This window comes from Streptomyces rubellus, from assembly GCF_036323805.1.
Lineage (GTDB): Bacteria > Actinomycetota > Actinomycetes > Streptomycetales > Streptomycetaceae > Streptomyces.
In genome coordinates this window covers 149,712-163,656 of sequence record NZ_JAZDCX010000014.1, presented here as the reverse complement: position 1 = coordinate 163,656, position 13,945 = coordinate 149,712, and the positions used below count along the sequence as shown (strand labels likewise).

Annotated in this window: 12 protein-coding genes; 6 read left to right on the top strand and 6 right to left on the bottom strand. The window is 75.0% G+C overall.

Going from position 1 to position 13,945, the window contains the following annotated elements; all coding sequences use genetic code 11:
* Nucleotides 1-18 precede the first annotated feature (18 nt).
* The 3 genes from V1L54_RS18235 to V1L54_RS18225 form a co-directional block, all read right to left on the bottom strand.
* Nucleotides 19-3,192 (bottom strand): glycoside hydrolase family 3 N-terminal domain-containing protein, encoded by a 3,174-nt coding sequence (locus V1L54_RS18235; RefSeq protein ID WP_330119096.1) that lies wholly within the window; start codon nt 3,190-3,192, stop codon nt 19-21.
* Nucleotides 3,193-3,466: 274 nt separating this feature from the next.
* Nucleotides 3,467-3,973 (bottom strand): cupin domain-containing protein, encoded by a 507-nt coding sequence (locus V1L54_RS18230; RefSeq protein WP_330119095.1) that lies wholly within the window; start codon nt 3,971-3,973, stop codon nt 3,467-3,469.
* A 62-nt stretch (nt 3,974-4,035) separates the two neighbouring features.
* Nucleotides 4,036-5,034 (bottom strand): Gfo/Idh/MocA family protein, encoded by a 999-nt coding sequence (locus V1L54_RS18225; RefSeq protein ID WP_330119094.1) that lies wholly within the window; start codon nt 5,032-5,034, stop codon nt 4,036-4,038.
* Between the two features lie 167 nt (nt 5,035-5,201).
* On the opposite strand from V1L54_RS18225, the gene V1L54_RS18220 reads away from it, so the two are divergent.
* Complete coding sequence (locus tag V1L54_RS18220) at nt 5,202-5,717, top strand: metallophosphoesterase family protein (protein WP_330119093.1); 516 nt, start codon at nt 5,202-5,204, stop codon at nt 5,715-5,717.
* Between the two features lie 18 nt (nt 5,718-5,735).
* On the opposite strand, the gene V1L54_RS18215 is transcribed toward V1L54_RS18220, so the two are convergent.
* On the bottom strand, nt 5,736-6,344 hold the full coding sequence (locus V1L54_RS18215; protein WP_330119092.1) for a hypothetical protein: 609 nt from the start codon (nt 6,342-6,344) through the stop codon (nt 5,736-5,738).
* 192 nt (nt 6,345-6,536) lie between these two features.
* On the opposite strand from V1L54_RS18215, the gene V1L54_RS18210 reads away from it, so the two are divergent.
* The 5 genes from V1L54_RS18210 (at nt 6,537) to V1L54_RS18190 (ending at nt 10,695) form a co-directional block, all read left to right on the top strand.
* Nucleotides 6,537-7,169: a hypothetical protein gene (locus tag V1L54_RS18210; protein ID WP_330119091.1), complete on the top strand. Its 633-nt coding sequence runs from the start codon at nt 6,537-6,539 to the stop codon at nt 7,167-7,169.
* A 72-nt stretch (nt 7,170-7,241) separates the two neighbouring features.
* Nucleotides 7,242-8,036: a LamB/YcsF family protein gene (locus V1L54_RS18205; RefSeq protein ID WP_330119090.1), complete on the top strand. Its 795-nt coding sequence runs from the start codon at nt 7,242-7,244 to the stop codon at nt 8,034-8,036.
* Complete coding sequence (locus tag V1L54_RS18200) at nt 8,033-8,698, top strand: 5-oxoprolinase subunit B family protein (RefSeq protein ID WP_330119089.1); 666 nt, start codon at nt 8,033-8,035, stop codon at nt 8,696-8,698. Before V1L54_RS18205 ends, V1L54_RS18200 begins: the two co-directional genes overlap by 4 nt.
* Nucleotides 8,695-9,597 carry a 5-oxoprolinase subunit C family protein gene (locus tag V1L54_RS18195; RefSeq protein ID WP_330119088.1) on the top strand — a complete coding sequence of 301 codons (903 nt, stop codon included), beginning with the start codon at nt 8,695-8,697 and terminating at the stop codon, nt 9,595-9,597. Before V1L54_RS18200 ends, V1L54_RS18195 begins: the two co-directional genes overlap by 4 nt.
* Before the next feature lie 126 nt (nt 9,598-9,723).
* Nucleotides 9,724-10,695 carry an extracellular catalytic domain type 1 short-chain-length polyhydroxyalkanoate depolymerase gene (locus V1L54_RS18190; RefSeq protein WP_330119087.1) on the top strand — a complete coding sequence of 324 codons (972 nt, stop codon included), beginning with the start codon at nt 9,724-9,726 and terminating at the stop codon, nt 10,693-10,695.
* Between the two features lie 89 nt (nt 10,696-10,784).
* Here the strand turns inward: V1L54_RS18190 and V1L54_RS18185 are convergent, their stop codons facing one another.
* Both V1L54_RS18185 and V1L54_RS18180 read right to left on the bottom strand, forming a co-directional pair.
* A complete protein-coding gene (locus V1L54_RS18185) occupies nt 10,785-11,144 on the bottom strand; it encodes a hypothetical protein (protein WP_330119086.1) in 360 nt (119 codons plus the stop codon).
* 143 nt (nt 11,145-11,287) lie between these two features.
* Entirely contained in the window at nt 11,288-13,873 is a 2,586-nt protein-coding gene (locus tag V1L54_RS18180; RefSeq protein ID WP_443076686.1) for a SpoIIE family protein phosphatase, read from the bottom strand.
* Nucleotides 13,874-13,945: the final 72 nt, after the last annotated feature.

Below are 13,945 nucleotides of genomic sequence, written 5' to 3'. Positions count from 1 at the left end.
GGTGGTGCGGGAAGGGGATCAGCGGCGGGTGGCCAGGCGGTGGGCCTCCGCCAGGTACTTCACCGCCTTCGCGTACTGGCCCGACGCCAGGGCGCTGTCGGCGTCCGCGGTACGGGCCAGGGCCCGCTGCGGGGCACCGTCGCCCGCCTCCAGCAGGGCGTTCTGGGCGATGTCCCGGGCGACGGAGACCAGTTCGTCGGCCTGGGCGTAGGAGTCGCCGCGGGACTTCTCCAGCAGCCGGGCCGCCTGGCCCAGCACCGTCAGGGTCACGCCCGCGTGCCGCGCCGTGCCGTCGGCCTTCCAGTGGTGGCGGTTCAGTGCGAGGCCCAGCAGGGCCGCCGTCGCCCGGGAGGTGACGTCGCGGCGCTCGCGCAGCTCGCCGCGGACGTCCGCGAGCCGGTCGCGGGGGCTGTCGGTGCGCAGACCCCAGCCGTACGGGTACAGCGGGGCGTACTCCTCGTCCCCGACGTTGACCGGCACCTGCTCGGCCGAGCGCGGCCAGCTCACCGGGAGCCGGCCGGTGAAGGGCCGCTCGCCGAACAGGGTGTCCGCCACGCCGGTGCCCTCGCTGCCCGGCAGCCAGGAGGCGACCAGGGCGTCGATGTCGCCGAGCTGGTCGGTGACGATCTGCGGGCGGCCGGAGACGATCAGCACCGCGCAGTCCATGGCGCCGCAGACGGTGTCGACCGCCTGCTCGTCGGCCTCGGAGAGCTGAAGGTCGTGGCCGTTGCCGACGTCGCCGACGCCCTCGGCGTACGGGGTCTCGCCGACGACCACGAGGCCCACCTGGTGTCCGTCGGTGGGCTCGGAGGCGTCCTCGCTGAAGGTGACCGAGGCGTCCGGCGCGACCTGGCGGATGCCCTCCAGGATCGTGGTGCCCTCGGTGATGTCGCCGGAGGTGCCCTGCCAGGTGATGGTCCAGCCGCCCGCCTGATTGCCCAGGTCGTCGGCGTTGGAGCCGGCGACGTAGAGCTTCTCGTCGCCCTTCAGCGGCAGCAGGTTCCCCTCGTTCTTCAGCAGCACCTGGGAGTCGGCGGCCGCCTCGCGGGCCAGCTTCCGGTGCTTCGCGGAGCCGACGGACTCCAGGTGGGTGCGGTCGGCGTAGGGCTCCTCGAAGAGGCCGAGCTGGAACTTCTTGGTGAGGATGCGGGAGACCGCGTCGTCGATGCGGGAGACGGGGACGGCGCCGGAGTCGACCTGCTCGCGCAGGGTGGTGGTGAAGCCCTTGTAGTCGTACGGGACCATGATCATGTCGAGTCCGGCGTTGACGGAGGTCCGCACGTCGGAGGCGTAGTCGCCGGGGATCTGGTCGATGGCCTGCCAGTCGCTGATCACGAAGCCGTCGAAGCCGAGCTTGCCCTTGAGGACCTTCGTGATCAGGTCGGCGTGGGCGTGCATCTTGACCGGGCCCTCCTCGTCGCCGAGGAAGTCGACGCTGGAGAAGGACGGCATGACGGTGCCGACGCCCAGGTCCACCGCCTCCTCGAAGGGCCTGATGTGGACGGCCGCCAGCTCCTCGCGGGTGGTCCTGGTGACGCCCTGGTCGATGGTGTAGGTGCCGGTGGTGGACGAGCCGAACTCGGTGCCGCCGTCACCGACGTAGTGCTTGGCGGTGGCCAGCACCCGGTCGGCGTCCTTCAGGTCGCGGCCGTCCGGGTGGCCCTGGTAGCCCTCGACGGCCGTGGCCAGCCGGGTGACCAGTGCGGGGTCCTCGCTGAAGGCCTCGTAGGCCCGGCCCCAGCGCTCGTCGCGGCTGACGCACAGGCAGGGGCTGAAGTTCCACGGGATGCCGGTGGCGCGGACCTCCTTGGCCGTGGCGTGCGCGGTGTCCTCGACCAGCCGCGGGTCGCGGGCGGCGCCGAGGCCGGTGTTGTGCGGGAAGATCGTCGCGCCGACGACGTTGTTGTGGCCGTGGACGGCGTCGACGCCGTAGATCAGCGGGATCTGCAGCCGGGTCTGCTGGGCGCGCAGCTGGAAGCCGTCGACCATGTCGGCCCAGGCCTCGGGGGTGTTGGGCGTCGGGTTGGAGCCGCCGCCGGAGAGCAGCGAGCCGAGCTCGTAGTGGGCGATGTCGTCCTGGGTCTCCAGCGCGCCGCGCTCGGCCTGCGTCATCTGGCCGATCTTCTCGTCCAGGGTCATCCGGGACAGCAGGTCGGCGACGCGCTTGCGCACCGGCAGCTTCGCGTTCTGGTACGGCAGTCCGTGCGCGTTGATCACGACGACCGGCAGGTCGTCGGTGACGCGCGCCCCCTCGGCGGTGAGCGTGACGGGGATGGTCCTGGCGGTGGACGCCTTCGCGCCGCGCTTGGTGGTGACCGTGAAGCTCTGGGCGGTGCCCGAGTCGCTGCCGGCGGGGAAGGTGAGGGTGCCCTCGACGGGGGTGTAGTCCTCGCCGGGCTTCGCGGTGCCCTCGCCGGTGGCGTAGCGGACGGTGACGTCCTCGGGCAGCGGTGCGTTGCCGGTGGTGCCGACCGACACCTTCACGGTGGCGGTCTCGCCGCCGTCCACGGCGTGGACGGCGGTGTCGACGGCGACCCGGGCCCGTACGCCGCCCGTGCCGTACAGCTCGACCTGGTCGAACTCCAGGGTGCCGGAGTCGGCGGGCAGGTTGACGGCGTAGCCCCACATGTCGGTCAGGTCCAGCACGCCGTCGGCCGGGGCGCCGCCCGGCTGGTAGTCGGGGCGGCGGACGAAGTCCTCGAAGGGGGTCTGGACCTGCTTCCAGCCGTCGGTGTCGTCGGTGAAGTACCCGGCCCACAGCTCGGCCTGCCCGGCGTTCGGGCCGCCGTCCTTGACCTCGAACTGGACCCGCTGTCCGCTGCCGGTGCCCTTCACCCAGAAGGACAGGCCCTCGTGGCCGCTCCAGTCCTCGGTGGCGGGCAGGGTGTGGTCGAAACCGCCCCAGGCGGTGATGTCGTAGGCCACGCGCATGGCCTTGTTGCCGGCGTTGGCGCCGGGGCGGGCCTCGGCGGCGACCTGGCTGATCTCGGGGGTGTCCGCGTCGTCGTTGCCGTAGGTGCCGATCGGGCCGGGGAAGGCGGCGTCGAAGTCGTCCAGGGTGCGGGTGGGCTCGGCGGCCGTCGCGGTGGGCGTCAGCCCGGAGGCGAGGAGGGCGAGCAGGGCGCCGAGGGTTCCGGCGGCTGTTCGTACTCTCCGGCGGCGGGGCGGTCGTGCGTACAGCGGCTGTCCCATGGCGGCTCCCGTCGGACGCGGTCGTTGTCTTCGGTGCTTGAACGCATGCGGTCACACACGTCTCCCCCTGCGCACCGCGCTGATCATGTACGCGGCCAGATGGGCCGTCAAGACCCTCGACACGTGCACTTCTTGGAGGAACCGGCCGGGATTCCACCGCCGGACCCGACGGATTGAGAGCGCTCTCTGCAGCACCGCAGGTGAGCGGCGGTGCAGCACCGGGAAAGGTCCCCGCCGGCCCGGCCGCGGGCACCGGGGCCGGCGGGGACCGCCGTCACGCCTTGAGCGGCCCGCCCCCGGGGTCGGTGAAGTGGTTGTCGTGGCGCAGCAGGAACTCGGCGAACTCCGGGCCGCCGCGCCGCGCCGTCTCCGCGACCTTCTCGAAGTACTCCTCGCGCGGCGCCCCGGGCGTGAAGAGCATGAGCATCGACGCCGGCTCGTCGGAGTCGTTGCGGAACGCGTGCAGCCCGCCGGGCGGTACGTACAGGAAGTCCCCCGTCCGCCCGGTGGTCCAGCGGTCGCCGTCGTACAGCCGCACCTCGCCGGACAGCACGAAGAACGACTCGGAGATCGTCCGGTGGAAGTGGGTGCTCGGGCCGGGCGCCCGCGGCCCCATCTCCACCTTGTACAGACCGAACTCACCCCCGGTCAGGGCGTGGGTGGCCAGGTAGTGGGTGCGGGTGCCCGACGGGGAGACCAGCTCAGGCCCGGTCTCCGCCGACCGGAACACCGCGCTGATCTCGCCGTTCTCCCCCAGGTAGCGGGGCTCGGGGTAGGACACGGGCGGCTCCTCCCGGTACGCGGCTGTACGGCTGTGCGGCGCGCCCCGGCGGGGCGCGGCCGTCAGTCCTGCGGGTAGCGGACGCCGACGCGCTCCCGGACCGCGTCCAGCGTCGTCATCACCGCCAGTGTGCCGTCCAGCGGCACCAGCGGCGACTCCGTCTCCTTCTCCCGCAGGCAGCGCATCACCTCCGCCGCCTCGTGCGCGTACCCGGCGCCGTCACGCGCCCCGGGAACACGGACCTCCTCCGGCTCGTGTCCGGCGCGGTGGAGCAGGAAGGTCTCGGGGGCGAAGAAGCCGTGCGGCAGCTCGATGCGCCCGCGCGTGCCGCTGACGGCCGCCACGGTGGGGCTGGCGGCGGCGATGGAGCAGGACAGGGTGGCCACCGCCCCGCTGTCGTAGCCCAGCAGGACGCCGGTGGTCTCGTCCACACCCTCGGGCGTCAGATGAGCCCAGGCGGCGACGGAGGACGGCGCGCCGAGGACGAGATGGGCGAAGGACACCGGGTAGACGCCCAGGTCCAGCAGGGCGCCGCCGCCCAGCCGGGGGTCGCGCAGCCGGTGCGCGGGGTCGTCGGGCGCGGCGATGCCGAAGTCCGCGTGGACCGAGCGCACCTCGCCGACGGCGCCGTCGTCGATGAGCTCGAGCATGCGCCGCACCACCGGGCTGCAGTAGGTCCACATGGCCTCCATCAGGAAGACCTTCCGGCGGCGGGCCAGCTCGACCAGCTCCCGCGCCTGGGCGAGGTTCAGGGTGAGCGGCTTCTCGCACAGCACCGCCTTGCCCGCCTCCAGGCACACCCGGGCGGCCTCGAAGTGCGCCGAGTGGGGGGTGGCGACGTAGACCACGTCGACGTCCGGATCGGCGGCCAGCTCGGTCCAGCTCCCGTACGCCCGGGGGATGCCGTGCGCGTCGGCGAAGCGGCGGGCGGACTCCGGCGAGCGCGAGCCCACCGCGACGGTCTCCCCCTCGGGGAGGGTGGCCAGGTCCCGGGCGAACGCGCCGGCTATCCCGCCGGTGGCGAGGATGCCCCATCTGATGGTGTCGTCCGTGCGCGTCATGCGTCCCCCGAGTTCGGTTCGCCGGCGATGGGCCGCCGGGTGGTGTGCGGTGATCACCCTATGCGGTGACCGTCCGCCCGTCGCACAGGTGTCCACATCGTGTACACGCCCGCCGTCGGACACGGGCTGCCGGAGCCCGGCGGCGGGCGGCCGTTACGGTGGTGGACGTGCGTCTGCTCCTGATGTCCGACACCCATCTGCCCAAACGCGCCAGGCGGCTGCCGGAGGAACTGCTGGCGCGGGTGGCGGAGGCCGACGCCGTCCTGCACGCCGGGGACTGGGTGGACGCCGCCACGCTCGACCTGCTCCAGGAGCGGTCGCGGCGCCTGGTCGCGGTGTACGGCAACAACGACGGCCCGGAGCTGCGCGCCCGGCTGCCCGAGGTGGCCCGTGCGGAGCTGGGCGGGCTGCGCTTCGGCGTGGTCCACGAGACCGGGCCGAAGCAGGGCAGGGAGCGCCGGTGCACCGAGCGGTTCCCCGAACTGGACGTCCTGGTCTTCGGGCACAGCCACATCCCCTGGGACAGCACGGCGGTCAGGCCCGGCGGCGGGACGCTGCGGCTGCTCAACCCCGGCTCGCCGACCGACCGCCGCGCCCAGCCCCGCTGCACGTACCTGACGGCGGTGGCCGAGGGCGGCGAACTGCGCGAGGTCACCCTGCACCGGCTGCCGCCCCGCCGCTGAGTCCTCCCCCGCGGCCGGTCAGCCCTCGAAGTAGGCGTCCAGGACCTCGTCGAGTTCCGCGTCCCACTTCTTGAGGTGTTCCTTGGTCGGGGCGTGGACCTCGCCCCGGAACCAGGGCCCGTCGACGGTGTAGAACGTCACGGTGAACCGGCGCCCGATGCGCGGTGGCGTGACCTCGACCGCGCCGATCTCCTCCCAGTCGAGCTCCACCTCCTCGCCGTCCATCCGGAGCGTGACACCGTCGCGGCCGGCGCTGATCGCACCGAGGGGGTCGATGACCTCGAAGGAGGGGCCGCCGGCGTCGTCCGCCGCCGTCTCCTCCCCGGTGTCGTCCCCGGTGCCGTCCGCGGTGTCCGCCGCCTCGGGCTCCCCGGCGCCGGCGGTGTCGGTGTCGGCGCCGGCGTCCGTGCCGCCGGACCGTCCCTCGGCGGGCTCCTCGCCGGACGGCTCCTCGGCCCCGGCGCTCTTCTCCGCCGCGGCCGCGGCCTCGTCGCCGTCCCGGCCTTCCGTCCGCTCCTCCCGTTCCGCCTCCTCGGCGGATTCCTGGGGCGTGATTCCGGGGACGTACGCCGGATCGGTCCCGGCGACGTTCTCGAGTTGGATGATGGGTTCGATGCGCTGCTCCACGGCGGGCAGTATGACCGACGGGACCGGAGCGGCGACAGGCGGCCCGACACGTGTACGGGCCACCGGAGGGATCCCCGCAGCAAAGGGGACCGGGCGCCCCGAGAACGGCCGGATCCGATCGCTCCACGGGCCAACCATTCGGCGGCGCAAAGCGTCCAACCTTCCAAAGAACTCCACCAAATAGGGGCATACATGAATACGAGAACACGCATCGGTCGTCCTGGCCGGCTCGGCCTCGCCGTGCTCACCGCACTCGCCACCGCCCTGCCCGTCGCCCTGTCCTCCCCCGCCGCCGCGGCGGCGGGCGGTACGCCCGCCTTCCTCTCCCCGGCGGAGCTGCCGCCCCACCCCTCGTCCCCCTGGTACGCCGGTGAGGTGACCGCCGGCGTACCGGACCCGCTGCCCTTCTGCTATGGCGAGGCCCTGCCCGGGGCCACCTCCCGGTACCGCGAGTTCTGGACGGAGTACGACACCAACGCCCGGCAGGTCACCGTCGTGGAGCGTGACGAGGCGGCGGCCACGGCGCTGGCCGCGCTGCTGAACCGCGCGATCAGGGAGTGCGCCGAGCGGACCGAGCAGCGGGACCCCGAGATCGAGGCCGAGTCCAGGTACTACGGCAGGGTCCGGGTGGAGGAGGGCGCCCGGGTGTACGGCGTGCACATCAACCACACCGCGGTGGGCTCCTCCGACATCCATCTGTTCTCGGTCGGCCGGGACGGGCGGACCGTCACGGTCGTGCACTGGGGGCAGCTGGGCGACTTCCGGCACGCGCAGGTGTCCGACTTCCGGAAGACGACGGCCGTCGCCGTCGGCAAGCTCTACTGAGCCCCGCCGACCGGCCGGTGTGTCCGGCGCCGTGCCGCCGCCCCCTCCTCCGCCGCGCACTACGCTCTTCGCATGGCAGTGGAGGACACCGGCGGCACGCCCGGCGGGGACACGGTGATCGATCTCAACGCCGATCTCGGTGAGGGCTTCGGGCGCTGGCGGCTCACCGACGACGAGGCGCTGCTGTCCGTCGTCAGCAGCGCCAACGTCGCCTGCGGCTTCCACGCCGGGGACCCGTCCACCATGCGGCGGGTGTGCGCGGCGGCGGCCGGGCGGGGCGTGGCGATCGGCGCGCAGGTCTCCTACCGGGACCTGGCCGGTTTCGGGCGGCGGGCGATGGACGTGCCCGCCGACGAGCTCGCGGACGAGGTCGCCTACCAGATCGGCGCCCTGCGGGTCTTCGCCGAGGCCGCGGGGACGCGGGTGGCGTACGTCAAACCGCACGGCGCCCTGTACAACCGCACGGTGCGCGACACCGGGCAGGCCGGGGCGGTCGTGGCGGGGGTGCTGCTGGCGGGCGGCGGGCTGCCGGTGCTGGGCCTGCCCGGGTCCTCGCTGCTGCGGGCCGCCGGGGAGGCCGGACTGCCCACCGTCACCGAGGCGTTCGCCGACCGCGGCTACACCCCCGACGGCACGCTGGTGCCGCGCCGGGAGCCGGGCGCGGTGCTCCACGAGCCCGGCGCGGTGGTGGACCGGGCGCTGGGCATCGCGCTGCGCGCCACCGTGACCGCCGCCGACGGACGGCAGGTGGCCGTGTCCGCCCGGTCGCTGTGCCTGCACGGCGACACCCCGGGCGCCGCCGGTCTCGCCCGGCGGGTGCGGCGGGCGCTGGAGGAGGCCGGGGTGCGGATCGGGGCGTTCGCGTGAGCGCGGGCGGCGCGGGCGGTACGGGGCCCGCGCCGGGCGGCGCGGGCCCGCGGGTGCTGCCCGCGGGCCGGCGCGCCCTGCTGGTCGAGGTGGACGGCGCCGAGCGGGCCCAGGCGCTCCACGCCGAGCTGGTGCGGCTGCGCGACGCCGGCGAACTGCCGCCGGTGGAGGAGATCGTCCCGGCGGCGGCCACCGTCCTGCTGGACGGGCTGGACGAGCCGCGCGCGGTGGCCGGGCTGCTGCGGCGCCTGCGGGTGCCGGACACCGCGGCGGCCGAGGCGGCCGAGGTGGTGCTGCCGGTGCGCTACGACGGCCCCGACCTGGCCGAGGTGGCGGCACTGTGGGGGGTGACCGGGGAGGAGGTGGCCGCGATCCACTCGGGCACCGCGTTCCGGGTGGCCTTCTGCGGGTTCGCTCCCGGGTTCGGCTACCTCACCGGGCTGCCCGCCCATCGGCACGTGCCCCGGCGGGCGACGCCCCGTACCGCGGTGCCGCCCGGCTCGGTCGCCCTGGCCGGTCCGTACACGGGGGTGTATCCGCGCGCCTCCCCCGGCGGCTGGCAGCTCATCGGCCGTACCGACGCGGTGCTGTGGGACGTGACGCGCGAGCCCGCCGCGCTGCTGGCGCCGGGCACCCGGGTGCGCTTCGAGGCGGTCCCGTGACGGGCGGCACGGCGGGCGGCGGTACGGCGGGCGGCGCCGTGCTGGAGGTGGTACGGGCCGGGGCGCTGACCACCGTGCAGGACCTGGGCCGGGTGGGCCACGCCCACCTGGGTGTGCCGCGTTCGGGGGCCCTGGACGCCCCCGCGCACCGGCTCGCCAACCGGCTGGTGGGCAACCCGGCCGGGGCCGCCGGTCTGGAGACCACCCTCACCGGCTGCGCGGTGCGCGTGATCGGGGGCCCGGTCACCGCGGCGGTGACGGGCGCCCCGTGTCCGGTGCGGGTCGACGGCCGTCCGGCGCCCTGGGGCGCGGCGCTGCGGGTGCCGGCGGGGGCCGTGCTGGACGTCGGCGCCGCGCGGGCCGGGGTGCGCTGCTGCCTGGCCGTGGCGGGCGGCATCGCCGTCGAGCCGGTGCTGGGCAGCCGCTCCACCGATCTGCTCTCCGGGCTCGGTCCGGCGCCGCTGACCGGGGGGACGCGACTGCCGGTGGGGCCGGCGCCGGGACCCGTCCCCTGGTGCGGTCCCGCTCCGGCGCCGGGGCCGCCGGCCGGCGAGCTGGTGCTGCCGGTGGTGCTCGGGCCGCGCGACGACTGGTTCACGCCCGGCGCGCTGCGCACCCTGGCGGCGCGGACGTACCGGGTGGCCGCCGCGAGCAACCGCGTCGGCCTGCGCACCGAGGGGCCCGCCCTGGAGCGGGCGCGGCAGGGCGAGCTGCCCAGCGAGGGCATGGTGACGGGCGCGGTCCAGGTGCCGCCCGACGGCCGGCCGGTGGTCTTCCTCGCCGACCACCCCACCACGGGCGGCTATCCGGTGATCGGGGTGGTGCCCGAGGCGGCGCTGGCGTCCGCCGCGCAGGCGGTACCGGGGCTGGCGGTGCGCTTCGTCCCGCTGCGCCGCTGAAACGGCGGGCCGACGGGCCGGAACCGGAGGCTCCGGAGGGGTACCCCCGAGCATTGTTCGGTGAAATAATTACGGACGTCACCAGAATGCCCATCGTCTTCCGCGATCGGTTCACAGGAGGAAGCCATGAAACGCACCAGGGCCGCTGTGGCGGCCGTCGTCAGCGGCTTACTGCTCTTATTGGGCGGGGCCGTCCCCGCCTCGGCCGCCACCGCCTCCACCACTTCCACCACCGCGGCCTCACTGGTGGAGGTGACGGACTTCGGCAGCAACCCGGGCGGTCTGCGCATGCACGTGTACGTGCCGGACTCCCGCCCGGCGAACCCGGCGATCGTGGTGGCGATGCACGGCTGCGGCGGTTCGGGCCCCGGCTTCTTCCAGGGCAGCGAGTTCGCCTCGCTGGCCGACCGGCACGGCTTCGTCGTCATCTACCCGAGCGCGACCAAGCAGACGGCGATGGGCACCTGCTTCGACGTGTGGTCCGAGGCCTCCAAGCGGCGCGGCGGCGGCAGCGACCCGGCCTCGATCGTCTCGATGGTCACCCACGTCCAGCAGCGCTACGGCGGCGACCCGCAGCGGGTGTTCGCCACCGGCAGCTCCTCCGGCGGCATGGAGACCAACGCCCTGCTCGCCCTGTACCCGGACGTGTTCCAGGCCGGAGCGGTGTTCATGGGCGTCCCCTTCGACTGCTTCGCGAACGAGGCCGACTTCCCGCCGTGGACCAGCAGGTGCACAGGCGGGAACATGCGCCGGACCCCGCAGGAGTGGGGCGACTCGGTACGGCGGGCGTACCCCGGCCACAGCGGCGAGCGTCCCCGGGTGCAGGTGTGGCACGGCACGAACGACACCCTCGTGCCGTTCCAGCTCCTGGAGGAGACCACCAAGCAGTGGACGAACGTCTTCGGCCTGGGCCAGACCCCGACCTCGACCGACCGGCCGCAGCCGAGCTGGAACCGGCAGCGCTTCGCCGACCAGAACGGCACCGTGCGGGTGGAGGCCATCAGCGTCTCGGGCGCCGGGCACAGCCTGCCGATGGGCGGCATGGCCGCCGCCGCGATCGACTTCTTCGGCCTGTCGGGCGGCGGCGCGGGCCACTGACCCGCGGCACACGCCGTACCGCGGGCGTACGGTCGGCCGCCGGGCGGCATGGGACCACCGCCCGGCGGCGCGCACCGGGGCGGGACGGGCTATGCCCGTCCCGCCCCCTCGCCGTGGGTTCCGCCCCCGGCCGCGGTGCCCCGCTCCCGGGCACCCTTCTCCGCCTTCTCCGCCACGGTGTCCGCCGCCCGCGCGGCGTCCTGCGGCGCTTCCGCCTCGACGCCCTTCAGGGGCTCCCCCGCGACGGTGCCGCCGCCGGAGAACCCCTCCGCGGCGCTCGCCGTGCCGGGGACGACGCGGTGCTCCATCTGCGTCTCCCGGCCGGAGTGGGCCCCCGGCCCCCGGTCGGCCGGATCCGTCCGCTCGCCCTGCGGGCGGTGCGCCGCCGCGGCGTCCCGCCGGTCCCCGCGGTCTTCCCGGTCGTCGTGGTGCCTGTCCGTTCCGCCCATGGCCGTCCGTCCTCGCCGTCTCTGTGTCCGGATCCGGGTCCGTCGTCCGCACCGGCCGGTGCGGCTCCCCGCGATCTTCGGTGTACGGCGCAGGTACCCGGTGGGACCGCCCGGAAACGGCCACCCGCCGGGCCGACCCGGGATCAGCTCATCCGGACGCCGACGATGCAGGTGTCGTCGTCGGTGTCGGCGTTGCTGTAGGTCAGCATCCGGTCCAGGCGCTGGTCGAGGGTGTCGCCGGGTTTCCGGGCGATGGCCAGGAGCCGGTCCAGGGCCTCCTCGAGGGAGCTGTCCCGGCGCTCGATCAGCCCGTCGGTGTACATCAGCAGCACGTCGCCGCTCTCCAGCTCCAGCCGCTCCTCCTCGTACTCGGCGTCCGGGACCGCGCCCAGCAGCAGCCCGCCCACCAGGGGCAGCGCGGCGGCCCGTCCCCCGCGCACCAGGACCGGGGGCGGGTGCCCGGCCCGGGCCCAGCGCAGGGTGCGGGTGCCGGGGTCGTACAGTCCGCACACCGCGGTGGCCGTGACGTTCTCGGTGAGGTGGTGGGCGACGGTGTTCAGCCAGGACATGAGCTGGGCCGGGCCGGCGCCGGTGGTGGCCAGCCCGCGCAGGGCGTTGCGCAGCACCACCATGCCGGTGGCCGCGTCGATGCCGTGGCCGGCCACGTCGCCGACGGACAGCAGGACCTGGCGGGACGGCAGCACGACGGCGTCGTACCAGTCGCCGCCGACCAGGTGGTCCTTCTCGGCGGGGCGGTAGCGGACGGCGATGTGCAGGCCCTCCGCCTTGATGGGGCCCCGGGCGGGGGGCATGATGGCGCGCTGGAGCTGCAGGGCCATGCGGTCGCGCTCGACGGCCTCCTGCTCGCTCTGGGCGAGCTGGTCACGGGTGGCGCCCAGGGCGACCTCGGTCCAGTGCTGGGCGGAGACGTCCTGGTAGGCGCCGCGCACCGCGACCAGCCGGCCCTCGGCGTCGAGGTCGGGCTCGGCGATCACCCGGATGTGCCGCACGATCCCGTCGGCCCGCCGCAGCCGGAAGGCCTCGGAGGCGGGACGACGGTGGTGGAACAGGGTGCGCAGGAAGCGCCCGATGACGGCCTCGTCGTCGGGGTGGGTGTGGACGGGCAGCTGCTCCAGGGGGACGGGCGCGGCGGTCGGCGGCAGCCCGTGGAGGGCGAACAGCTGGCTGTTCCAGACGATCTCGCCGGTCGCGAGGTTCTCCTCGAACCCGCCGATGCGGCCCAGCCGCTGGGCGTGCTGCAGCACCCGTGCCAGCCGGGCCGCCTCGTCCTGCACCCGCCAGATCAGCAGCACGCTGTCCCCGTGCCGGCTGACGCTGACGCCCGCCTCCACGGACAGCGGCACCTGCCCGACCATCGCGCGCAGCACCATCCGCTCGGCGCGGAAGGGCTCCCCGGTGGCGTGGACGTGCTCGATCTTCTCGAACAGACCGCTCTCGCCGATCGCCAGCGGATAGGCCTCCAGCAGCAGTGTCCCGGCGACGGAGGAACGGGGCCGCCCCGCCGGGTCGACGAAGTGGCTGCTGACGTGGTGGATGCGGAAGTCGGCGAGCCGGCCGTCGGCGTCCAGCTGGGGAACGAGCACCAGGGCCGGGTCCAGCAGGCCGTCGGCGAAGTCCGCCAGCTCGGAGACGCCCGGGGGGCGCGGCCGCGGGGAGTGGCGCGGTCCCTCGACCTCCTCGGGGAGGGCGTCCAGGGTGTGGGCGCACAGCTCCGCCAGCGCCTCGATCTGCCGCTGGACCTGCGGCGGCTGCGGCTGCTCGAGCGCGCCGGGCCAGCAGATCTCCAGTACGCCCAGGATCCGTCCGCCGGTGCCGGCCGGCACCGTCACCCGGCAGCCCTCGGGGGCCTGCCGGCGGCCGAGGGTGGGCAGCCCGGACTCGGCCGGGGACGGGAACCACACGGCGCGCCGCTCGATGAGCGCCCGGCGGGCGAGGGTGGCCACCCCGGGCGGTACGTAGTGCCAGCGGGCGGCCTCCTCCGGGACGAAGCCCGCGCAGCCGGCCAGGGTGAGGGAGGAGTCGGTGCCGGCGGCCCAGATGGCCACGGCCACGGCGCCCAGGGGGGTGAGCGCGTGCTCAAGCAGGGACTCGGCGACCGCCTGGGTGTCGTCCGCGGCCAGCGCGCCGCTCTCGGCGGTGCGCAGCCGCACCGGCAGCGAGGGGACGTCCCCGTCCTCCTCCGGGCTCCCGGAGACCCCGGACCTCCCGGGACCACCGGCCTCCGCCGCCCGCGCCCGCGCCTCCTCCCGGGCCCGGGCCACGAATTCGTGGGCCGCCTCGGTGAGACGGTCGCGGGCCGCCTGGTTGATCAGGTCGACGGCCAGCTCCAGCTGGGACGTTTCCGCCTGTTCGGCGAGGACCGCCAGCTGCCGGGCGGCCTGCGCCGGTCCGCAGCCCAGCCGCTCGACCAGGATGCCCTTGGCCATCTCGATCAGGGCGCGCCCCTCGGCGGCCGCATGGGCCCGGCGCACCTCACGGCGGAGCCGCTCGACGGTGGCGGCCAGTCTGCCCAGACCGGCGGCGTCGGTGCCGTTCCGCGGCGTCCCCCGCAGCCGCTCCCCGTCCCGCCGCTCCCCGTTCGGCACCACGGTCACGGTGCCCGCTGCGGGGGCGTCGCCGACGGACGCCACCGGAAGCGGCTCCCCCTCCGGGACAGCCCTCGGCGGTCCGTCCTGCCGGACGGACTCGTCCGGCCGCTGGGTGTCCACTGCGCTGCTCCTCGGGGAGATGGTCGACGGGCGGGCGGGCGGGCGGGCCGGCCGGGCGGTGCCCGGCGACGC

What these genes read in the sequence shown, in the direction of transcription:
- V1L54_RS18235 (WP_330119096.1), bottom strand. Translation starts at nt 3,192, where the DNA reads ATGGGACAGCCGCTGTACGCACGACCGCCCCGCCGCCGGAGAGTACGA.
- V1L54_RS18225 (WP_330119094.1), bottom strand. Translation starts at nt 5,034, where the DNA reads ATGACGCGCACGGACGACACCATCAGATGGGGCATCCTCGCCACCGGC.
- V1L54_RS18210 (WP_330119091.1), top strand. Translation starts at nt 6,537, where the DNA reads ATGAATACGAGAACACGCATCGGTCGTCCTGGCCGGCTCGGCCTCGCC.
- V1L54_RS18205 (WP_330119090.1), top strand. Translation starts at nt 7,242, where the DNA reads ATGGCAGTGGAGGACACCGGCGGCACGCCCGGCGGGGACACGGTGATC.
- V1L54_RS18190 (WP_330119087.1), top strand. Translation starts at nt 9,724, where the DNA reads ATGAAACGCACCAGGGCCGCTGTGGCGGCCGTCGTCAGCGGCTTACTG.
- V1L54_RS18185 (WP_330119086.1), bottom strand. Translation starts at nt 11,144, where the DNA reads ATGGGCGGAACGGACAGGCACCACGACGACCGGGAAGACCGCGGGGAC.